Here is a 19,299-nt window from a genome sequence, read left to right as displayed (position 1 = left end):
AAAATGAACGGTAAAATTATTCAACCACCAAAAGATGAAATAGTTCAACCACAAAAGATGGGCTTATTAGTTGAAAATCCAGTTTATAAACCATTTAGATATCCATGGTGTTATGATGCTTGGTTAACACAGCAAAGAATTCACTGGTTACCAGAGGAAGTACCATTAGGTGATGATGTTAGAGACTGGCAAAAAAATTTAACACAATCTGAAAAAAATTTATTAACTCAAATTTTTAGATTTTTTACTCAGGCCGATGTTGAAGTGCAAAACTGCTATTTAAGACACTATACAACAGTGTTTAAACCAACAGAGGTTTTAATGATGATGACTGCATTTGCTTCAATGGAAACAGTTCACATAGCTGCTTACTCTCATTTACTTGATACAATTGGAATGCCCGAGTCAGAATATTCTGCATTCATGAAGTATAAAGAGATGAAAGATAAATACGACTACATGCAAAATTTTGACATGAGTTCAAAAAAAGATATTGCATTAACTGTAGCTGTATTTAGTGCATTTACTGAAGGCTTACAATTATTTGCAAGTTTTGCAATCTTGCTTAATTTCCCAAGACATAATAAAATGAAAGGGATGGGCCAAATTGTTACTTGGTCTGTAAGAGATGAAACTCTTCATTGTAATTCAATGATTAGACTGTTTAAAGAGTTCATCAACGAAAATCCAGAAATTTGGACTCCAGAATTAAAAAAAGAACTTTATAAAGCGTGCAGAACAATCATAGAGCATGAAGATGCATTTATTGATTTAGCTTTTGAAATGGGTCCTATGGAAGGTCTTACAGCACAAGATGTAAAACTTTATATCAGGTTTATTGCTAATAGAAGATTATCTCAACTCGGATTAGAACCAATTTACGATGTGGAAAAAAACCCACTTACTTGGTTAGATTCCATGTTGAATGCAGTCGAACACATGAACTTCTTTGAAGGTCGTTCTACTGAATATTCTAAAGCATCTACTCAAGGAACCTGGACAGAAGCATTTAGTTAATCTCTTGAAGTATAAAAAATACTTTAGAAAAACTAGTCTTAAGCAAGCAAACATTGGTGAGCGATTTCTTGATGAAATAGCTTTTAAAAAGCCCAAAAATTTTCTTGAAATAGGTGTTTTTCATGGTGTTACAGCGAGAAATGTATGTGAACTTCTACACAGTATTCATAAATTTGATTTTAAGTATATAGGGTTAGATTTGTTTGGTGAAAGTTCTGAGAACTCTGATGAAATTATTCCAAGTACAAAGTTTAATAATCCACTAAAAAAGATCTATTTTAAATATGTTCTTCAAAAAGATCCATATTCTATAGAAGCCGTATCTGATCTTCTAAAAAAATTTAATAAAAATGTTCATCTAATTAAAGGAAACTCAAATAAATTATTAAAAAAAATTGATATGTCAAAAATTGATTATGTTTTTTTAGATGGGGGGCATGCTTATGAAACGGTTAAAAATGATTTATATTATTCTAAGCCTGTTTTGGATAATAATAATGGTACTATTCTTTGTGATGATTATAATTTGAGCTATGCTCCTGGAGTAAAACGAGCTATAGATGAATTTGTTTTTGGCAATAATTTTAAATCAGAAATTATTTCTGAGAGATTTGCTAAAATAGAAAAAAAATAAATTATCAGTTACCTTAATAAATAATTGCTTTAGCAGAACCAAGTTGATCTACTTTTCCAGTGTATAAACCTTTTCCCAAAATTGGCACAACACCTACTGTAGAACCTGTAAAAACATAAAAGTTTTTATTAAGATTTACTTTGTCTTTTTTAAGCTTATTAAGTACAAATCTAAGTGAGTTTAAAGGATTTACGTAAACAGTGTTTGTATTTCCATTAACATTTTGTTTAATTTTTTTATTAATAATATTTGTTTTTAAATTACCTATATTAATATTTTTAAATTTTTGTTTTTTTCCAATGAGAAATTTAACATTAGCACCAAAATCACTACATAAGTCACCAAAACTTGTAATTCCTTTTTTTCTTTGTCTATATCCAACAACTTCTATACAGGTTGCCATATGCGAAATATATTTAGTAATATTTTTTGTGGTAATTAAACCTTTAGAAAAAAAAAAAGATTTTTTAACTAGATAACAAACTTCAAGCTCAATTCCTAAAGTAGATCTATTAATCTTCACTTTTTGACCACTTTTTAAAAAATTCTTTTTGAAAATAGCAGCATAAAATGGGCTTTTTTCTTTAAGTTTTTTCATTACAGGTATTCCAGTTCCTGCTGCCTTGAATCCAATTATTGGGTCAGATATTTTACTTTCACATAGTTTTCTTAATTTTTCTGCTTCATTTAATTTTTTTGTAAATTTTGACGGCAATGGTGCAATTATTTTATTATTAACAAAAGCATTAACTAATTTGTTTGCTGTTTTCTCTAATAAGGTTTTTTTCATTATTTGATATCTAATATAGTTGCCGGGTCTAGTCTAGTGCCAAACCAATTAAGTCTCACATCCAAGTGAGGACCTGTTGATCTTCCTGAAGATCCAACAGTTGCAATAATATCTCCTTTTTTAACATGATCACCAACATTTACAAAAATTTTATCCATATGCATATATAGGGTTGAAATTCCATGACCGTGATCAAAAATTAGAGTGGCACCAGTATAAAACAAATCTTTTTCAGCTAAAGTAACAATTCCATTATTCATTGCTTTAATAGGCGTCCCTTTTTTCTGAGCAAAATCCAAACCGTAGTGTGGCCATTTAGGTATTCCATTTAATATTCTTTGGCTACCATAAACACCAGTAACTATTGCCTCATCAACAGGGATAATAAACTTTTCTTTAAAAAACTGTAAGTCACTTTCAATTTCTCTTGCGTCAGCTATTAATTTGTTTTCTTTTTTTATCCTTACATAAAACTCTTCAGGAGGAGTAACCTTCTTTTTTGGTAGATTATCTATTCTTTGAATATCATATTTACGTTTTTGAATTTTTTTAACAATCTTTTCATCACCTTCTATAATTACAATATCGAGCTTTCTGTCTTTTTCAATACCAAATACAAAATAACCATCTTGAGTTACTTTAACTTTTTTTTTATCAATTAAAATTTTTGTATTAGGATTTGTTTTTCCAATAATAAAATGTCCTTGAATAAATTTTCCATTAAATTCAATAGCAGTTGCTTGATTAAATATAAAAAGAAATAAAATACATAAAGTTTTTTTCATTACTTTGCAGTCCATCCACCATCTATGATTAAGTTTGTTCCAGTTATCATAGAAGAAGCATTAGAACTTAAAAAAGTAATCGCTGTTGCCACATCACTCTCTGTTGCAATTCTTCCAAGTGGAATATTACTTAATACATATTTTTTGAATTCTTTATTGGCTAAATATTTTTTTGCTCTAGGTGTTGCGACAAAAGTAGGACAAACACTATTAACTCTTATATTAAATTTAGCTAGGTCTACGGCCATTCCTTTTGTTAAACCTTCAATCCCAAATTTAGTCATGCTATAAACAGATCTATTGGGACCAGCCACAAGACCAAACATAGAAGACGTGTGAATTATCGAGCCACCAACATTTTTTCTACGTTTAAGTTTCAGCATTTTGTCGGTACAAAGTTTAGCTATATTAAAAGCTGCTTTAATATTGACATCCAATAGAGTTTCTAATGAAGATTTTTTAACTTTTAAAAAAGGTTCTGGTAGATTTGTACCTGCATTATTTACTAATATATCAATTTTTTTAATTTTGTTAATTTCTCTACTAATTTTTTCATAGTCGTTTACATCACACATAATTGTTTGAATTCTTATTTTTAATTTTTTTTTTAATGAGCTGAGATCATTCTTGTTTCTACCAATAGCTATAATTGAAGCTCCAACTTGATGTAATGAAATTGCTGTTGATCTACCAATGCCTTTCGTTGCGCCAGTCACCACTGCAACTTTACCTTTTAAATTAATATCTTTTAAAAATTTAGGCATTACTTTGCAGTCCATCCCCCATCAACCATTAAAGATGTGCCTGTAATTGAGTTTGCGCTGTCTGCAGCTAAAAATGCAACTGCTGTTGATACATCATTTTCTTGAGCAACTCTTCCCAGTGGAATATTTTCTAAAACTTGTTTTTTGAATTTTTTATTTTCAAAAAAAACTTTAACCATAGGAGTTTCTACGAATGTAGGACATACACTATTAACTCTAATATTATATTTTGCTAATTCTATAGCCATACCTCTTGTTAAACCTTCTAAGCCAAATTTAGTCATATTGTAAACACTTCTTATTGGAGCACCAACTCTTCCTAGCTGAGAAGACATATTGATAATAGAACCACCAATTTTTTTTCTATCTTTTGATTTAACCATTTTTTGAGAGCATATTTGAGCAACGTTAAATGCTGCCTTCATATTTAATTCTACTAGATATTCCATATTTTTTTTTTTAACTTGTGTAAAATGCTCTGGTCTATTATTCCCAGCATTATTTACTAAAACATCTAATTTTTTAATTTTTTTTAAAATATTTTTAAATTTATTAAGATCAGTTACATCGCATTCAAATTTTAAACATGTTCCTTTAGTTTTTTTGATTAACTTTTCAACTTTTGTCAAGTCAGACAAAGTTCTACTGATTATAATAACCTTTGCACCTGCTTCAGCTAAAGCTATTGCACAAGCTTTACCAAGTCCTTTTCCAGCTCCCGTTACTAAAGCAGTTTTATTCTTAAGATCAATTTTTTTAAACATTATAATAAAAGTATATTTATATCAGTGTATATTAAATCAATTGCTACAATTAAAATAGCAATCAAACCGACCCAAGCTATCCACTTATATTCATTAATCCATCTAGATATTAAGTTTGCTGCAGTGGCCATTAAAACAATCGATAAAGCTAATCCAAAAATTAACAAAACATAATGATCACCCGCAGCACCAGCTACACCCAAAACATTATCTAAACTCATTGTAAAATCAGCAAGTAAAACTGTCCAAATTGCTTTCACAAAACTTGAATTATCTACTTTAACATTTTCTTCACCTGACTGACCCTTGATCACATCTGTATAAAGTTTGTAGACTATATAAAGAAGAAGTAATCCACCTATAAGTCTTAATCCTGTTATTTGTAATAAATAAGCAGTTAAAATGGTTAAGATAATTCTTAAAATTACTGCTCCACCAATTCCCCAGAAAATTACTTTTTTCCTTTGTTCAACTGGAAATTTAGAGGCAACCATACCAATTATAATTGCATTATCGCCAGCTAACACTAAGTCTATGAATATAATTTGACCTAAAATGATGAGCTGTTCAGCTCCAAACAATTCTGAAAACATTAGCTGTTTAATATCATATCCGCACCTTTTTCTGCAATCATTATTGTAGGTGCATTTGTATTTCCTGATGTGATGTTGGGCATAATAGAAGCGTCAATTACTCTTAAGTTCTTAATGCCTCTAACTTTTAATTTTTCATCAACTACCGCCATACCGTCTTGACCCATTTTACATGTTCCAACTGGATGAAATATAGTTTGTGCATAGTTTGAGGCTTCCTTAACTAGTTCTTCATCATCATTAATATTTATTCCTGGTCTGTACTCTTCAGGTGAATATTTCTTAAAAGTTTCTGATTCTAATATAATTTTTCTTGTTAGTTTAAGTCCTTTTGCTGCAACCATTCTGTCATGATCTGTCGATAAATAATTTTGTTTAATTTTTGCATAAGTTCTTGAGTCTTTATCAACTATACTTACGTGACCTCTGCTTGTGGGTCTAATATTTGAAACAGTAGGGGTGAATGCATGAAAATTATGATTTTTAGTTGCACCCAAGGTATCCATGCTCATTGGTTGAACATGCCATTGTAAATCAGGAAGCTCTAAAGAGGGATTGCTTTTAGCAAACATACAAAGTTGACTAGCACCCATTGTCATTGGACCACTACGATTAAACACATACTCTAACCCAATCATTAAGTTACCAAACAAACTGTTAATTTTCTTATTAAGTGATTTAAGGCCATTTACTTTATAAATTGGCCTTAACATTAAATGATCATGTAGATTTTCACCAACGCCGTTCAGATTTTGAACCAAATCAATACCAAGATTTTTTAGTTTATCTGGATTACCAATTCCTGATACTTGTAAAATTTGAGGTGAACCAATTGTGCCAGAAGATATAATGATCTCTCTATTTGTCTTCACTTTTTTAAGCTCATCACCATGCCAAAATTCAACTTCTTTAGCAGTCTTGTTATCAAAATTTATCTTTTTAATATGTGCCTTGGTAATAATCTTTAAATTTTTTCTATGTTTAATTGGATTTAAATATCCAACTGAAGTACTACATCTAAATCCATCTTTTTGTGTTACTTGAAAATAACCACATCCGTGATTATCACCTGTATTAAAATCCTTTGTCTTAGGGATACCAAATTCTTCTGCTGCATTTTGAAATTCATCTAAAAGAGGAAGGTGTATTCTTTGGTCAGAAACAGATAAAGGTCCATTTATTCCGTGAAACTCACTTTTACCTCTCTCTTGATTTTCTGCTTTTATAAAATAAGGTAAAACATCATCCCATCCCCAACCAGTATTTCCTGACTGTCTCCAAATATCATAATCTCGATGCTGTCCCCTTATATATAAGAGACCATTGATTGATGAACTTCCACCTAAAGTCTTTCCTCTTGGATATCTTATTGATATATTATTCATACTTTCGTCTGGCTCAGTTCGATAACACCAATCAGTATTAGGGTTGTGCATCGTTTTAAAATAACCAACTGGAATATGTATCCATGGATTATTATCTTTCCCACCAGCCTCTAAAAGTAAGACTTTATGATTTGGATTTTCAGATAATCTATTTGCAAGGACACATCCTGCAGATCCTGCTCCAAGAATGATATAATCAAAATTTTCCATTAGATTAGAATCCTTATAATGGTAAAAATTAAAAATACCAGTGTTACCAACACTTATAAGTTTTACTTTTAGTATATTAGTAGTTGTTTTAATTTTAAATTTTTGAGAAGGTTCTTTTTATAAAAAAACAACAAGAGGGAAATATATAATATGAAAAAAATCATATCATTAGTTGTAGGAACTCTTCTTTTAACTGTTATGACAGTTACTGGAGCTTCTGCAAAAACTCTTAAGTGCCAAACTGTACTTAATTCAAAATCAGATGAAGTAAAAATGTTGAAAGATTTCACTGACACGGTAACTGAATTAACACAAGGTTCACTTAAGTTCGAACTTATGCCCGTTGGATCGGTAGTAGGTGTAAAAGAAACTTTAGATGCAGTTGATAAAGGATTAATTGATTGTGGTTTTGCTTGGACTCACTATTGGTCAGGCGATCACCCAGCAGCTATGTTATTTGGTTCTCCAGTAGCAGGTGCAGGTGTTGGTATTGATAATATCGCATTTTTATCATGGTTTCAGTATGGTGGTGGTAAAGAACTTTATGACCAACTATGGACTGAAATGGGAAGAGACATAAAAGGCTTTATGTTACAACCAGTAGGCCCTGAAGCTTTAGGTTGGTTCAAAGAGCCAATTAACAGCATGGCCGACTTTAGAAAGTATAAATTCAGAACTCCTCCAGGAATTCCAGGACAAACTTATAAAGATATTGGTGTAGCTTCTGTAGCAATGGGTGGTGGAGATATTTTACCAGCTCTTGAAGCAGGAACAATTGATGCTGCTGAATGGTGTTGTCCTAAACCGGATATGACATTTGGTTTTCAGAAAGTTCTAAAACATTACTACCTACAAGGTCTTCACCAAGTAGTAGTAAATGCTGACTTTTATATTACAGGCAAAACTTACAAGAAAATGTCTGCAATTGAAAAGAAAGCTTTAGAAGTTGCTGCGAATGCATCTTTATCAAAATCAATGAGTTACAGAATATATGAAAATGGAAAAGCTCTAAGAGAGTTGACTACGAAGCATGGTGTAATTTTACATGATACTCCTGCTGACTACTTTCCAGCGTATATGGCTGCAGCAAAAGCTAGTTTAGAAAAAAATGCGGCTAAAAACCCATTTTTTGCTAAAGTATGGCAGTCACAAAAAGACTTTGCTGATATAGCTGTACCTTTTTGGGCTGGATCTCAAATGTCTAATGCTAAGCTAGGAATGGCTCACGCAGAGACATTAAAGTAGTATTTAGATAAAAAGTAATTGCAACTGAAGCGGACTTAACAGTCCGCTTTAGTTTTTTTTTAGAGATTTTATTTATGCCAAAAAATCACGATTCAAAAATTCCTAAAGAACAAATCAAACCTTTGAAGCTAGATATTTCAGATGAAATGATTGCCGAAAGGCGTGGTGGTTCTGGTCCAATGCCAAAAGATATGCCAAAATGGATGGCATCATCTATTACAAAAATTGATCTAGCTAATAAATGGATTGGTAATGTAGTTTGTTGGATTACTATACCATTGATATTTGCAATGGTTTATGAGGTTTTGGCCAGAAAACTTTTTAATGCTCCAACAATGTGGGCATATGACATGAGTAGATTTTTATACGGTGCATTATTTATGTTAGGGGCTGGTTATGCCCTATCAAAAGGTGTTCACATAAGAGCAGATTTTTTATATAGAAATTTTAAAACTAAAACTCAAGGCAGAGTAGATTTTTGGCTTTATTTATTATTTTATTTTCCTGGGTTAATTGTTTTTTTATACATGACAACAGGATTTGTTCAGGAGTCAATTATGAGAGGTGAAAAAGGTATGGATACTGCGTGGATGCCTTTTATGTGGCCAATCAAGTCATGTTTATGGCTTGGAATAGTATTTTTATTAGTCCAAGGGATTTCTGAATTATTTAAAAGTTATTGGGCAGCAACAAAAGGTGTGTGGCCAGGAGGAGAAAAATAATGTTAGCTGAATTAATTAACCCCGCATACTTAGGTTTTATACTTATTGGTGTAATGCTTTTCTCAATATTTGTAGGTTTTCCTATTTCATTTACCTTAATATTTTTAGGATTTTTTTTTGGTTATTTAGGTTTTGGTAAGCTAGTATTTTATTTAATGACCTTACAATTTTCTATGGTCATGACAGAACAAACTCTCGCAGCTGTACCTCTTTTTGTCTTTATGGGTATTATGATGGAGCAAGCTGGTTTAATGGAAAGATTATTTTCAGCATTTCAATTAATGTTAGCTAAAGTAAGAGGCTCCTTATATTACGCCGTACTATTTGTTTCAGTTATTTTTGCAGCTGCAACAGGTATCGTTGGTGCCTCAGTAACAATTTTAGGAATCATGGCTGCAAAATCAATGAACAAATCAGGTTACAATGTTCGATTGGCAGCTGGTACAATTACAGCCGGGGGCACCCTTGGAATTCTAATACCACCCAGCATTATGTTAGTCGTAATGGGACCTATTATGGAAATTCCTGTAACAGATTTATTTGCAGCAGCAATTATTCCAGGGATATTATTAGCAACACTTTACGCTGCTTACACAACAATTAGATGCTGGATAGATCCAAGTTTAGGTCCAGTTTTACCAAAAGAATTAAGAGCAACTAGCATTAAAGCTGTTTGGATCGAGTTCTTTTTAGGTTTAGTTCCACCAGCAGCGCTAGTTTTTGCTGCATTGGGAAGTATTTTATTTGGCTTTGCAACACCTACAGAAGCGGCAGGTTGTGGTGCCATGGGTTCTTTACTTCTAGCTTTGGCATATAGGAAATTAACACTTGGAAAATTACAAGAAGCTCTTGTTAAAACATTAGAAATTTCTGCTTTAATTATGGTTTTAGTTGCTGCATCAAATTTTTTTGGAGCCGTATTTTCCAGATTGGGAACTCCAATGTTACTTACCGAATTTTTACTTAGCTTAGAAATGAATAGATATTTAATTTTAGCAATGATAATGGCTATGATTTTTCTTTTAGGGTGGCCTTTGGAATGGGTACCAATTGTAATGATTATTGTGCCAATTATATTACCATTGGTAGAAGCTTTAGGATTTAACTTAACTTGGTTTGCAATTTTAGTTGCAGTAAACCTTCAAACTGCCTGGCTCTCACCACCAGTTGCCTTATCAGCTTACTTTTTAAAAGGTGTAGTTCCAGAGTGGGATTTAAAAGATATCTACTATGGAATGATGCAATTTATGGTAATCCAAGTAATTGGGTTAATTTTAATTATCGCATTCCCACAGATAGCTTTATGGCTTCCAACCTATCTATATGGACAGTAGAATTTATTAGTTTATTATCTAATAAGTGAATCAAATTAAATCAAAAAAAAGCCTTATTAACTGGGAATTGGTTTCAGTTAATCCTAACGACAAGATTTGGGATTGGAAAGATTTATTCTGCTTTTGGGGATGTAACATTCAAAGCGTAATTGGTTTTTCTTTAATAGCATCGCTTTATCTAGTTTATGAATTAAATATATTTGTTGTTTTATTAGGAACGCTTATAGCATCTTTTCTTGTTTATTTTTTAGCCAACCTGATAGGAAAACCTTCACAAAAATATGGTTTACCTTTTCCAGTAATCCTAAGAAGCTCTCTGGGGATAAAAGGTGCGAAGTATTTTGGTCTCTTCAGAGGCTTGGTTGGTATTTTTATGTTTGGTATTCAAACATATTTTCTATCAAGATTGTTTAGTTTTTTAATAAGAATTATTATTTTTTCTTTTGAAAGTACTTTTTTAAATCATGATATCTTTCTAATTTTTCTTTTAGGATTGAACATTATTGACTGGATAGCGTTTATTTTTGCTATTTTTTTACAAACTTTCTTATTTAGTAAATCTCATCAATTTAACAGATCTATCATGAGGTTTTCGGCCGTAACTGTTTATTTAGGTATGATTGTATTTTTTTTAACTGTATTTCTCTATGATGTTAAGGTTACTTTTGCAGCTTTTGCAGACATTTTCTCAATTAACAATCTATTTGATAAAAATAATACAGTTCCATTAATTACAGTTACAGGAACTATTTTTGCTTATTTTTCAATTATAATCGTAAACTTTGGTGATTTTAGCAGATATGTAAAAAATGAAAATGAATTAAAAAAAGGAAACTCAAGTTTAATCATAAACTTATTAATATTTTCTTTTTTTGCTGTATTTATTGTTATTGGAGCAGACATTTTTTTAAATAAAAATTTGGAAGTTATGGAAAGAATTTTGACAAATCCAACAGATATAATTGGAAAAATAAATAACACTGAGTTAACTGTAATAGTCTTATTTTTTATAATTTTTGCATCTGTATCTACAAATTTAATTGCAAATTATGTACCAACACAAAATATACTTTTAAATATTATACCAACAAAACTTAATTTAAAAACCTCAGCAATAATAATTGCGCTTTTTGGTTTTCTAATAGGTATTTTTTGGTTACCACTTTTAAGTCAAATTGGAATTTTAGCTTTTATAGATACTTTTGGTGCTTTTTTTGGACCTCTTTTTGGTATTATAATTGTTGATTATTATATTATTAAAAAAACTAATTTAGATAATAAAGCTATTTTTTCTTTAGAAAGTAATGATTTATATTTTTACACTAACGGTTGGCACTTCAAAGCAATCTATTCTTTAGTTATAGGTTTTATTTTTGCAGCCTCAACAATTTGGAACGAAAGTTTAATGAATTTTCATTCTTTCTCTTGGATTATTGGTGCATTTATCTCTTCATTGACTTACTATTTGTTAGCTAGTAAATAATCTTATGCATCAATTTGACTTAAAGGGTAAAACAGCAATTATTACTGGAGGTGCTCAAGGTTTTGGATTGGATATTGCTAAACGTTTTTTAAGATCTGGTGCAAAAGCTATTATCTGGGATATTGATGAAAATGAATTGAAAAAAGCAGCTAAAACAGTAAATGATACAAATCTTTCATATAATATTGTTGATGTTTCTAACTTTGAAAATGTTAAAGAAGCTGTAGATATAATAGCAAAATCATCAAATATAGATATTTTAATTAATAATGCTGGTATTACTGGATCAACATCCACTCTTTGGGATTATGACGTTAATGAATGGAACAAAATTGTACAAATTAATTTAATGGGTACATTTAATTGCTGTAAGTCTGTAGTACCTTATATGATTAAAAATGATTATGGTAGAATTGTAAATGTTGCCTCTGTTGCTGGGAAAGATGGAAACGCTAATGCAAGTGCTTACAGTTCGGCAAAAGCAGGAGCTATCGGATTAACTAAATCACTTGGTAAAGAGTTAGCTGACAAGAATATTGCTGTTAATGCTGTTACTCCAGCGGGGGCTAAAACAAGAATTTTAGACCAAATGTCAAAAGAACATGTGGCTAGAATGTTATCAAAAGTGCCAAGGGGTAGATTTTTAGAGATAGAAGAGTTTACATCTCTAATTTGTTGGCTTTCATCAGAAGAGAACTCGTTTTCAACAGCGGCTGTTTTTGATATTAGTGGTGGTAGATCTACTTATTAAGTGTAGTTTTTAAAGTTATTAAATCAATTTTGTTTTCTTTTGAAATAACAGGCGCTAACAAGATTATTGACCAATAAATTAGAAGTATAAATATAGAAATTGATTTCATTTTTTTCTTTTAATATTAAATATTGATCATAGGTTGGTTAAACTATGTTCAAATGTTGTTTTTTAAAAAACTTTAGTTATATATTCTCTTTATGAAAAAATTTCTTGCAATATTGTTTTTCTCATTTTTATTTTCAAATATTCTTATTGCTGAAAAAGTCACTGTTTTTGAGTTTACAGAGGAAGAATTCAGAACTTTAGAAGTTGGAAAAAAATATAAAGGTGAAACGACTTGGACACTTGGTGCTAATGAAAATGGTAATTTTATTAAAGCTGAAGCTGAAGGTAAAGGTTCTGGATTAGGTAAAGAAGTTTTAATTAATCTATTAAAAACCCCTTTTATCAATATTACCTGGAAAGTTGAAAAAGATTTATCAGGCATAGTAGAAAATAGTAAAAAAGGACATGATTATGCTGCCAGAGTATTTGTAATAAAAAAAACTGGGTCTACGGCCCTATCAAATAGAGCAATAAATTATGTATTTTCTAGCAATAATGAAGTTGGAAAAAATTGGCCTAGCCCCTATACAAAAAAGTCAATTGATTATGTTTTGTCTTCAACAAAAAATAATTTGAATACATGGGTTACAGTTAAAGCTAACGTTAAAGATGATTTTATGAGGCTACATGGTATAGAGGTTTTAGATATATCAGGAGTTGCAATAATGACAGACACAGATAACTCAAAATTAAAAGCTATATCTTATTATCAAAGTATTTATTTTTCAGCAAAATAAAAATTATTTAATAATTTTTTTATTACTGATACTTAAAATTGACAAAAATAAAAACAATAATAACATCTTCTATTGGTGCTGCATCGGGTACTCCAAAATTCAAACAATAACACCAATTAACCATATTAAATAAATCTTCATGAAAAATATTATATTTTAGTTTGCTGTTAAATAACTTTTTTTTTGTTAATATATAAAATGCACGAAAACTTTTATCATAAACTTAAAGTGTATTATGAAGACACTGATGCAGGTGGCGTTGTATATTATGCCAATTATTTAAAATTTCTTGAAAGAGCTCGAACAGAAGCTTTAGTTAAACTGGGTTTTAGTAATAAAAAAATTAAAGAAAATTTTGGAGCTTTAATTATAGTCAAATCATGCAATATTGAATACAAAATTTCAGCTTATCTTGAAGAAGAGTTAGTTATTAGGTCTTTTGTAAAATCAGTTACAAAAACATCTTTTTATATGAACCAATTTATATCAAGAGGAGAAGATTTAATAGCTGAAGCAAAAGTACATTTGGTTTTTGTTAATAAGGATGGCAAACCTATAAAAATACCAAATAATTTATTTCAAGATTTTAAACCTTACTTTTGTGATAGTATTAAAATTTAGAGTATATTTTTAGCAACTCTAAGTAAACTTATCATCTTTTTATTATCAATAACTTTTGTATTAACATTTCGAGGACTAGGGTGATAACAAGGAATTAAAATTTTTTCATCAGGAAGTCTATATTTAGCGCCGTGTTTAAATATTAATTTTTGATTTATTGTAAAATTTTTTTTATAAAATTTAATACAATTATCAAAAGCAATTTTGCCCAAGGTTATTATAACTTTTAAGTTTTTTAAATTCTTAATTTCATTAGCAAAATAATTTGAGCAATTATTTAATTCTTCATTTAATGGTTTGTCACCAGGAGGAACACATTTTAATATATTGGTGATGTAAGTGTTGTAAAGTTTTAAACCATCTTTTTTATGTGTTGATGAAGATAAATTAGATATCCCTACTTTATGTAGGCAGCTAAATAAAAAATGTCCAGACCTATCTCCAGTAAATGCTCTACCAGTTCTTGTTCCACCATGTGCTGCTGGTGCAAGACCAAGAATCATTAATTTTGCATTAACATCTCCAAAACCAGTTACTGGTTTTCCCCAGTAGATCTCTGATATATTTTGTTTTCTTTTTGTATTAGAAATTTTTCTACTAAATTTTGTAAGCCTAGGACATTTTTTACATTTAATTATTGTATCATTTAATTTCTTAAATTTTAGGTTCATAATAATTAAAACTATATTTTATTATTAAAAAATATAGAATGATTATATGTCATCAAAAAAAGCAATGAAGTCAGCCCAAAAGCAAGCTTTTGCTAAACATAGAAGTAATATTACAAATACTAAATTTGGAGCAAAAAAATTAAATTTATTTAATAAACTTAATAAGACCACAGCTAAAAATAAAAAATCTTAACTTTCTTTTTCAAAAACCTCTACTTTATTGCAGGTTGATACTTGAGTAAGAGCCTCTTCATTATTTATTACTGTTTTAATTTTTATTTTTGGATTATTTTTCTCAAAAACTAATTGTGTATAAAATTGAGGATATCCAACTTTATCTGTAAAAAATAAATTATTATCCTCATATATAAATTTTTCTATTGAGTTTTCTTTTTTTATACTTAAGTCAGTTAATTTAAGTTTTTTAAATGTTTTGTTGTCATAAACAAAATTTCTTGTCATCAAAGATTTTTCAAAATCTAAGATATATTCATTTTTTATAAAACTATATTTAAAGTTTTTACATTCTTTTAATATCATTATTTCTGAAAAAATTGATGTTTGAAAATTAACTAATAAAAAAAGGTAGATTAAGAACTTAATTTTGAAATTATTTTCTTTCATTTTTTTCTGCATAAAATAGTGCGATTAATAAAATTGCCGTCCAAATAATTCCTATGAAAGTTTTAGAACCTGTATTAGCACTCCACATATTTAAAACTAATGCTCCAAAAATTAGTCCCAATATGTAGATTAATATAGCTATTGTAGATTTATTCATTGTTTAAATTTTTTTTAAAAAGAGAAACTCCATTCTCTATTTTGTGCTTGTATGAATCTTTAAAGCTTTCTAATTGCCAACCAGAAAGCCTTTTTTGAATTTCTATTAAATTGTCATTTTTCCACTGACTAGAGGTGCTTTCTAGCTTCCAATTTTTTTTTTCTTCATTGCTTCTTCCACAGCCATAACAATATCCAGTTTGGGGGTCGGTTTTACATATACTTATACATGGTGAAATAATCATTTTTTTAAATTATCTGCAATTACAATTAATTATTAATATATTTTACAATTATTGTCATTGGACAAATGATAGCAATAATATATAAACCGATTTAAATTCTGGGCGAATGGCGGAATTGGTAGACGCGCTGGTCTTAGGAACCAGTATTGAAAGATGTGAAGGTTCGAGTCCTTTTTCGCCTACCATACAAAAGTTATAAAATTATGAAAGTAACAATAGAAAACATAAAAGGTTTAAATAAAGACATTAAAGTTTTCATAGATAAAAAAACTATGAACAATCACATGGATGAAAAATATGAAAAGATTAAAAATACTGTTAACCTAAAAGGTTTTAGGCCAGGAAAAGTTCCTAAGGAAATTCTAAAAAGACAGTTTGGACAAGCAATCTTTAGTGAGGTTTTAGACAAAGTGTTGAAGGACTCATCAACAAAAGCATTAGAGGATAATAAAATAAAACCAGCTGGTCAACCTAAGCTTGATTTAAAAACTTACGGAGAAGATAAAGATTTAGAATATATAATTTCTGTAACAGAGTTTCCTAAAGTAGAACTGAAATCAGTAGAAAGCATTAAATTTGATGAATATTCTGTTAAAATTGATCCAAAAGAAACTAACAAAAGAATTGGAGAAATAGCGAAGAGTCAGAATAATTTTAAAGATGTTGCAGACGATGTTAAGGCTGTTGAAGGTAATTCTGTAATTTTTGATTACAAGGCTACAATTGATGGAAAAGATTTTACTGGGGGTGAAGGGAAAAATACACAATTAATACTTGGTAAAGATTTATTTATAAAAGGTTTTGATAAACAATTAGTTGGAGTAAAAAAAAATGATGAGAAATTGGTAGAGGCTTCACTTCCTGAAAACTATCCACAAAAAGAATTTGCAATGAAGAAAGCTAATTTTATTTGTAAGATCATAGCTGTAAAAAAATCTGAAGAAATAAAAATAGATGATGTTTTTGCTAAAAATTTAGGTGCAAAAGATCTTATGGATTTAAAAACATTAGTTTCAAAGCAAATTAATGATGAGTACAAAAATTCCTTAGACAAAATAGCTAAAACTCAAATTTTAAAAGAAGTTGAAAATTTTAAAGTTGATGAGATTCCTAGTAATTTAGTAGAAGAAGAAGTTAAAGTATTAGCTCAAGGCATGAGTGAAGATGATGCTAAAAAAAGTAGAAAAATTTTTGAAGCCATTGCAAAAAAAAGAATTAAAGTTGGATTGGTTTTAAATGAATTTGGTGAACAAAATAAGATTAAGGTTACTGAGCAAGAAATTCAGGCTGAAGTACAAAAACAACTTAGGATGATGCCAGGTCAAGAAAAGATGGTTATGGAGTTTTATAAAAAAAATCCTCAAGCTTTGGCAAGTTTAAGAGGTACGGTATATGAAGAAAAAATTATTAACTCAATTAAAGCAAAAGCAAAAGCTAATAAAAAAGAAATAAGCAAAGAGGAAGCAGAAAAAATTATAAAAGAATATCAAAAACAAGAACATGACCACAGTCATGATCATGACCATAAAGAGGAAAAAAAAGCTGACACTAAAAAAGTTACTACTAAAAAAGATATAGCCAAGCCAAAAACTTCAAAATCTAAAGAAACCAAAGTAAAAAAAGTTAGCAAAAAGTAATCACAAGTTGTATAAGTTAAAAGAATCAACTTATGACAAAATATTTTTCTGAAGAAATGAATAACCTAGTCCCAATGGTGGTGGAGCAGTCAAACAAAGGTGAAAGAGCTTATGATATTTATTCAAGGCTTTTAAAAGAAAGAATTATTTTTTTAGTAGGTCCTATTAATGATAATGTTGCATCTTTAGTTACAGCGCAACTTTTATTTTTAGAGTCAGAAGATCCAAAAAAAGAAATCAATCTATATATCAATAGTCCTGGTGGACTAGTTACAGCTGGTTTGGGTATTTATGATACAATGCAATATATAAAACCTGATGTATCAACGTTATGCATTGGCCAGGCTGCTTCAATGGGTTCTTTTTTATTATCTGCTGGAAAAAAAGGTAAAAGATTTTCATTGCCAAATTCTAGAATAATGGTCCATCAACCTTCAGCAGGATTTCAAGGACAAGCTACAGATATTGAAATTCATGCCAATGAAGTTTTGGCACTAAAAAAAAGACTTAATGAAATCTATTCGAAACATACCAATAAATCAGTTGATGATATTAAGAAAGCACTCGAACGAGATAATTTCATGACCCCAAATTCAGCAAAAGACTTTGGTTTGATTGACGAAGTAGTGGAAAATAGATCTTAAAGCACAACATCTTGAATAGTCGTAAGTAGATACTTGATTAGTATCAGCTATCTATATTAAAGTATTCCAATTGATTCGTTTATAAAATTATGACTAGTAGTAATAAAAATATTCTTTACTGTTCTTTCTGTGGCAAAAGCCAACATGAAGTTAGAAAATTAATTGCTGGACCAACAGTTTTCATTTGTGATGAATGTGTTGAGCTTTGTATGGATATTATTAAAGAAGAAAGCAAGGATAGTTTTGTTAAACACCAAGATGGACTACCATCGCCAAAAGAAATTTGCACTGTTTTAGATGATTATGTTATTGGTCAACCTCACGCAAAAAAAGTTTTATCAGTCGCTGTGCACAATCATTATAAAAGATTAAATTATGAAAATAAGACTAGTAAAACAGTTGAACTTTCTAAATCAAATATTCTTCTAGTTGGACCTACTGGTTGTGGAAAAACTTTATTAGCACAAACTTTAGCTAGAATTCTTGATGTGCCATTTACAATGGCAGATGCTACTACACTTACAGAGGCAGGATACGTTGGAGAAGATGTTGAAAATATTATTTTAAAATTATTACAAGCTGCAGATTACAATGTTGAAAAAGCCCAAAGAGGAATTGTATACATTGATGAAGTTGATAAGATCAGTAGGAAGTCAGAAAATCCATCAATAACTAGAGATGTTTCTGGTGAAGGTGTGCAACAAGCATTATTAAAAATTATGGAAGGAACTGTTGCTAGTGTTCCACCTCAAGGAGGTAGAAAACACCCTCAACAAGAATTTTTACAAGTAGATACAACAAATATATTGTTTATTTGTGGAGGAGCATTTGCTGGTTTAGATAAAATAATTTCTCAAAGAGACAAAGGAACTTCTATTGGTTTTGGTGCGAATGTAAAAAAAACAGATGACAAAAAAACTGGTGAATGGATGAAAAGTTTAGAGCCTGAAGATTTATTAAAATACGGTTTGATACCTGAATTTATAGGAAGATTACCAATGATAGCCACCTTAGAGGATTTAGATGAGAAATCTTTAGTGAAAATATTACAAGAGCCAAAAAATTCTTTAATTAAACAATATCAAGAACTATTTAAATTAGATGGTGCTAAGTTAAACTTTAAAGACAATGCTATTAAAGAAATTGCGCAAAAAGCTATTAATAAGAAAACTGGTGCAAGAGGACTTAGATCGATTTTAGAAAATATTTTATTAAGAACTATGTATGATCTGCCAAGTCAAGAAAATATAGAGGAAGTGATTGTAGATGTTAGTGCGGCCAAAGGTCTATCTCAACCTATTATAGTTCATTCAAAAAATACTACTAAAACAAAGACAGATAAAACTTCTGCTGCTTAACTAAAGGTTAATAACTATTAA

At 29.8% G+C, this 19,299-nt stretch carries 23 protein-coding genes and 1 tRNA gene; 14 read left to right on the top strand and 10 right to left on the bottom strand.

Translation table 11 applies throughout. From position 1 onward, the window contains the following. Positions 1-3 precede the first annotated feature (3 nt). Both ABXT56_RS03885 and ABXT56_RS03880 read left to right on the top strand, forming a co-directional pair. Complete coding sequence (locus tag ABXT56_RS03885) at positions 4-1,017, top strand: ribonucleotide-diphosphate reductase subunit beta (RefSeq protein ID WP_415301385.1); 1,014 nt, start codon at positions 4-6, stop codon at positions 1,015-1,017. A 4-nt stretch (positions 1,018-1,021) separates the two neighbouring features. Further along, complete coding sequence (locus tag ABXT56_RS03880) at positions 1,022-1,651, top strand: class I SAM-dependent methyltransferase (RefSeq protein WP_415299412.1); 630 nt, start codon at positions 1,022-1,024, stop codon at positions 1,649-1,651. 13 nt (positions 1,652-1,664) lie between these two features. On the opposite strand, the gene ABXT56_RS03875 is transcribed toward ABXT56_RS03880, so the two are convergent. From ABXT56_RS03875 to ABXT56_RS03850, 6 genes are read right to left on the bottom strand one after another with little or no spacing between them, the layout of a single operon-like run. Further along, on the bottom strand, positions 1,665-2,441 hold the full coding sequence (locus ABXT56_RS03875; protein ID WP_415299411.1) for a fumarylacetoacetate hydrolase: 777 nt from the start codon (positions 2,439-2,441) through the stop codon (positions 1,665-1,667). Continuing rightward, the gene (locus tag ABXT56_RS03870; RefSeq protein ID WP_415299410.1) at positions 2,441-3,226 is read right to left on the bottom strand and encodes a M23 family metallopeptidase; all 786 of its coding nucleotides are present in this window, start codon (positions 3,224-3,226) and stop codon (positions 2,441-2,443) included. The genes ABXT56_RS03875 and ABXT56_RS03870 overlap by 1 nt, the downstream gene beginning before the upstream one ends. After that, a complete protein-coding gene (locus tag ABXT56_RS03865) occupies positions 3,226-3,990 on the bottom strand; it encodes an SDR family NAD(P)-dependent oxidoreductase (RefSeq protein ID WP_415299409.1) in 765 nt (254 codons plus the stop codon). The genes ABXT56_RS03870 and ABXT56_RS03865 overlap by 1 nt, the downstream gene beginning before the upstream one ends. Next, the gene (locus ABXT56_RS03860; protein WP_415301383.1) at positions 3,990-4,757 is read right to left on the bottom strand and encodes an SDR family NAD(P)-dependent oxidoreductase; all 768 of its coding nucleotides are present in this window, start codon (positions 4,755-4,757) and stop codon (positions 3,990-3,992) included. Before ABXT56_RS03860 ends, ABXT56_RS03865 begins: the two co-directional genes overlap by 1 nt. After that, complete coding sequence (locus ABXT56_RS03855) at positions 4,754-5,347, bottom strand: TerC family protein (RefSeq protein ID WP_415299408.1); 594 nt, start codon at positions 5,345-5,347, stop codon at positions 4,754-4,756. Before ABXT56_RS03855 ends, ABXT56_RS03860 begins: the two co-directional genes overlap by 4 nt. Then, complete coding sequence (locus ABXT56_RS03850) at positions 5,347-6,942, bottom strand: GMC family oxidoreductase (protein WP_415299407.1); 1,596 nt, start codon at positions 6,940-6,942, stop codon at positions 5,347-5,349. Before ABXT56_RS03850 ends, ABXT56_RS03855 begins: the two co-directional genes overlap by 1 nt. Before the next feature lie 150 nt (positions 6,943-7,092). On the opposite strand from ABXT56_RS03850, the gene ABXT56_RS03845 reads away from it, so the two are divergent. The 7 genes from ABXT56_RS03845 (at position 7,093) to ABXT56_RS03815 (ending at position 13,943) form a co-directional block, all read left to right on the top strand. Beyond that, the gene (locus ABXT56_RS03845) at positions 7,093-8,187 is read left to right on the top strand and encodes a TRAP transporter substrate-binding protein (RefSeq protein ID WP_415299406.1); all 1,095 of its coding nucleotides are present in this window, start codon (positions 7,093-7,095) and stop codon (positions 8,185-8,187) included. Between the two features lie 74 nt (positions 8,188-8,261). Then, a complete protein-coding gene (locus ABXT56_RS03840; protein ID WP_415299405.1) occupies positions 8,262-8,909 on the top strand; it encodes a TRAP transporter small permease subunit in 648 nt (215 codons plus the stop codon). Then, a complete protein-coding gene (locus ABXT56_RS03835) occupies positions 8,909-10,243 on the top strand; it encodes a TRAP transporter large permease (protein ID WP_415299404.1) in 1,335 nt (444 codons plus the stop codon). The genes ABXT56_RS03840 and ABXT56_RS03835 overlap by 1 nt, the downstream gene beginning before the upstream one ends. A 25-nt stretch (positions 10,244-10,268) precedes the next feature. Then, positions 10,269-11,726, top strand: a complete 1,458-nt coding sequence (locus ABXT56_RS03830) for a cytosine permease (protein ID WP_415299403.1) — start codon at positions 10,269-10,271, stop codon at positions 11,724-11,726. A 4-nt stretch (positions 11,727-11,730) separates the two neighbouring features. After that, positions 11,731-12,477 (top strand): SDR family NAD(P)-dependent oxidoreductase, encoded by a 747-nt coding sequence (locus tag ABXT56_RS03825; protein WP_415299402.1) that lies wholly within the window; start codon positions 11,731-11,733, stop codon positions 12,475-12,477. 200 nt (positions 12,478-12,677) lie between these two features. Next, positions 12,678-13,322 (top strand): DUF3047 domain-containing protein, encoded by a 645-nt coding sequence (locus ABXT56_RS03820; RefSeq protein WP_415299401.1) that lies wholly within the window; start codon positions 12,678-12,680, stop codon positions 13,320-13,322. 198 nt (positions 13,323-13,520) lie between these two features. Continuing rightward, positions 13,521-13,943, top strand: a complete 423-nt coding sequence (locus tag ABXT56_RS03815) for a YbgC/FadM family acyl-CoA thioesterase (protein ID WP_415299400.1) — start codon at positions 13,521-13,523, stop codon at positions 13,941-13,943. Here ABXT56_RS03815 and ABXT56_RS03810 read toward each other — a convergent pair. Continuing rightward, positions 13,940-14,614 (bottom strand): uracil-DNA glycosylase, encoded by a 675-nt coding sequence (locus ABXT56_RS03810; RefSeq protein WP_415299399.1) that lies wholly within the window; start codon positions 14,612-14,614, stop codon positions 13,940-13,942. The genes ABXT56_RS03815 and ABXT56_RS03810 overlap by 4 nt on opposite strands. 46 nt (positions 14,615-14,660) lie before the next feature. Between ABXT56_RS03810 and ABXT56_RS03805 the strand changes: the two genes are divergently transcribed. Then, positions 14,661-14,807, top strand: a complete 147-nt coding sequence (locus tag ABXT56_RS03805) for a hypothetical protein (RefSeq protein ID WP_415299398.1) — start codon at positions 14,661-14,663, stop codon at positions 14,805-14,807. Here ABXT56_RS03805 and ABXT56_RS03800 read toward each other — a convergent pair. The 3 genes from ABXT56_RS03800 to ABXT56_RS03790 are packed head-to-tail and all read right to left on the bottom strand — an operon-like array spanning position 14,804 to position 15,639. Then, entirely contained in the window at positions 14,804-15,238 is a 435-nt protein-coding gene (locus ABXT56_RS03800; protein ID WP_415299397.1) for a hypothetical protein, read from the bottom strand. The genes ABXT56_RS03805 and ABXT56_RS03800 overlap by 4 nt on opposite strands. After that, positions 15,225-15,395, bottom strand: a complete 171-nt coding sequence (locus ABXT56_RS03795; RefSeq protein ID WP_415299396.1) for a hypothetical protein — start codon at positions 15,393-15,395, stop codon at positions 15,225-15,227. Before ABXT56_RS03795 ends, ABXT56_RS03800 begins: the two co-directional genes overlap by 14 nt. Then, positions 15,388-15,639: a DUF1289 domain-containing protein gene (locus ABXT56_RS03790; RefSeq protein ID WP_415299395.1), complete on the bottom strand. Its 252-nt coding sequence runs from the start codon at positions 15,637-15,639 to the stop codon at positions 15,388-15,390. Before ABXT56_RS03790 ends, ABXT56_RS03795 begins: the two co-directional genes overlap by 8 nt. A gap of 100 nt (positions 15,640-15,739) precedes the next feature. On the opposite strand from ABXT56_RS03790, the gene ABXT56_RS03785 reads away from it, so the two are divergent. From ABXT56_RS03785 to clpX, 4 genes are all read left to right on the top strand, one after another. Further along, positions 15,740-15,824, top strand: a tRNA-Leu gene (locus ABXT56_RS03785). Between the two features lie 18 nt (positions 15,825-15,842). Beyond that, complete coding sequence (tig, locus tag ABXT56_RS03780; RefSeq protein ID WP_415299394.1) at positions 15,843-17,276, top strand: trigger factor; 1,434 nt, start codon at positions 15,843-15,845, stop codon at positions 17,274-17,276. Between the two features lie 32 nt (positions 17,277-17,308). Next, a complete protein-coding gene (gene clpP, locus ABXT56_RS03775) occupies positions 17,309-17,920 on the top strand; it encodes an ATP-dependent Clp endopeptidase proteolytic subunit ClpP (protein WP_415299393.1) in 612 nt (203 codons plus the stop codon). 89 nt (positions 17,921-18,009) lie between these two features. Further along, positions 18,010-19,278, top strand: a complete 1,269-nt coding sequence (gene clpX / locus ABXT56_RS03770; protein ID WP_415299392.1) for an ATP-dependent Clp protease ATP-binding subunit ClpX — start codon at positions 18,010-18,012, stop codon at positions 19,276-19,278. Positions 19,279-19,299: the final 21 nt, after the last annotated feature.

This window comes from Candidatus Pelagibacter sp. Uisw_134_02 (genome assembly GCF_047720265.1).
Taxonomy (GTDB): Bacteria; Pseudomonadota; Alphaproteobacteria; order Pelagibacterales; family Pelagibacteraceae; genus Pelagibacter.
This window is presented reverse-complemented; position numbering and strand designations above follow the sequence as displayed.

What these genes read in the sequence shown, in the direction of transcription:
- ABXT56_RS03885 (WP_415301385.1), top strand. Translation starts at nt 4, where the DNA reads ATGAACGGTAAAATTATTCAACCACCAAAAGATGAAATAGTTCAACCA.
- ABXT56_RS03875 (WP_415299411.1), bottom strand. Translation starts at nt 2,441, where the DNA reads ATGAAAAAAACCTTATTAGAGAAAACAGCAAACAAATTAGTTAATGCT.
- ABXT56_RS03870 (WP_415299410.1), bottom strand. Translation starts at nt 3,226, where the DNA reads ATGAAAAAAACTTTATGTATTTTATTTCTTTTTATATTTAATCAAGCA.
- ABXT56_RS03865 (WP_415299409.1), bottom strand. Translation starts at nt 3,990, where the DNA reads ATGCCTAAATTTTTAAAAGATATTAATTTAAAAGGTAAAGTTGCAGTG.
- ABXT56_RS03855 (WP_415299408.1), bottom strand. Translation starts at nt 5,347, where the DNA reads ATGTTTTCAGAATTGTTTGGAGCTGAACAGCTCATCATTTTAGGTCAA.
- ABXT56_RS03850 (WP_415299407.1), bottom strand. Translation starts at nt 6,942, where the DNA reads ATGGAAAATTTTGATTATATCATTCTTGGAGCAGGATCTGCAGGATGT.
- ABXT56_RS03845 (WP_415299406.1), top strand. Translation starts at nt 7,093, where the DNA reads ATGAAAAAAATCATATCATTAGTTGTAGGAACTCTTCTTTTAACTGTT.
- ABXT56_RS03840 (WP_415299405.1), top strand. Translation starts at nt 8,262, where the DNA reads ATGCCAAAAAATCACGATTCAAAAATTCCTAAAGAACAAATCAAACCT.
- ABXT56_RS03835 (WP_415299404.1), top strand. Translation starts at nt 8,909, where the DNA reads ATGTTAGCTGAATTAATTAACCCCGCATACTTAGGTTTTATACTTATT.
- ABXT56_RS03825 (WP_415299402.1), top strand. Translation starts at nt 11,731, where the DNA reads ATGCATCAATTTGACTTAAAGGGTAAAACAGCAATTATTACTGGAGGT.
- ABXT56_RS03820 (WP_415299401.1), top strand. Translation starts at nt 12,678, where the DNA reads ATGAAAAAATTTCTTGCAATATTGTTTTTCTCATTTTTATTTTCAAAT.
- ABXT56_RS03815 (WP_415299400.1), top strand. Translation starts at nt 13,521, where the DNA reads ATGCACGAAAACTTTTATCATAAACTTAAAGTGTATTATGAAGACACT.
- ABXT56_RS03810 (WP_415299399.1), bottom strand. Translation starts at nt 14,614, where the DNA reads ATGAACCTAAAATTTAAGAAATTAAATGATACAATAATTAAATGTAAA.
- ABXT56_RS03805 (WP_415299398.1), top strand. Translation starts at nt 14,661, where the DNA reads ATGTCATCAAAAAAAGCAATGAAGTCAGCCCAAAAGCAAGCTTTTGCT.
- ABXT56_RS03800 (WP_415299397.1), bottom strand. Translation starts at nt 15,238, where the DNA reads ATGAAAGAAAATAATTTCAAAATTAAGTTCTTAATCTACCTTTTTTTA.
- ABXT56_RS03795 (WP_415299396.1), bottom strand. Translation starts at nt 15,395, where the DNA reads ATGAATAAATCTACAATAGCTATATTAATCTACATATTGGGACTAATT.
- ABXT56_RS03790 (WP_415299395.1), bottom strand. Translation starts at nt 15,639, where the DNA reads ATGATTATTTCACCATGTATAAGTATATGTAAAACCGACCCCCAAACT.
- tig (WP_415299394.1), top strand. Translation starts at nt 15,843, where the DNA reads ATGAAAGTAACAATAGAAAACATAAAAGGTTTAAATAAAGACATTAAA.
- clpP (WP_415299393.1), top strand. Translation starts at nt 17,309, where the DNA reads ATGACAAAATATTTTTCTGAAGAAATGAATAACCTAGTCCCAATGGTG.
- clpX (WP_415299392.1), top strand. Translation starts at nt 18,010, where the DNA reads ATGACTAGTAGTAATAAAAATATTCTTTACTGTTCTTTCTGTGGCAAA.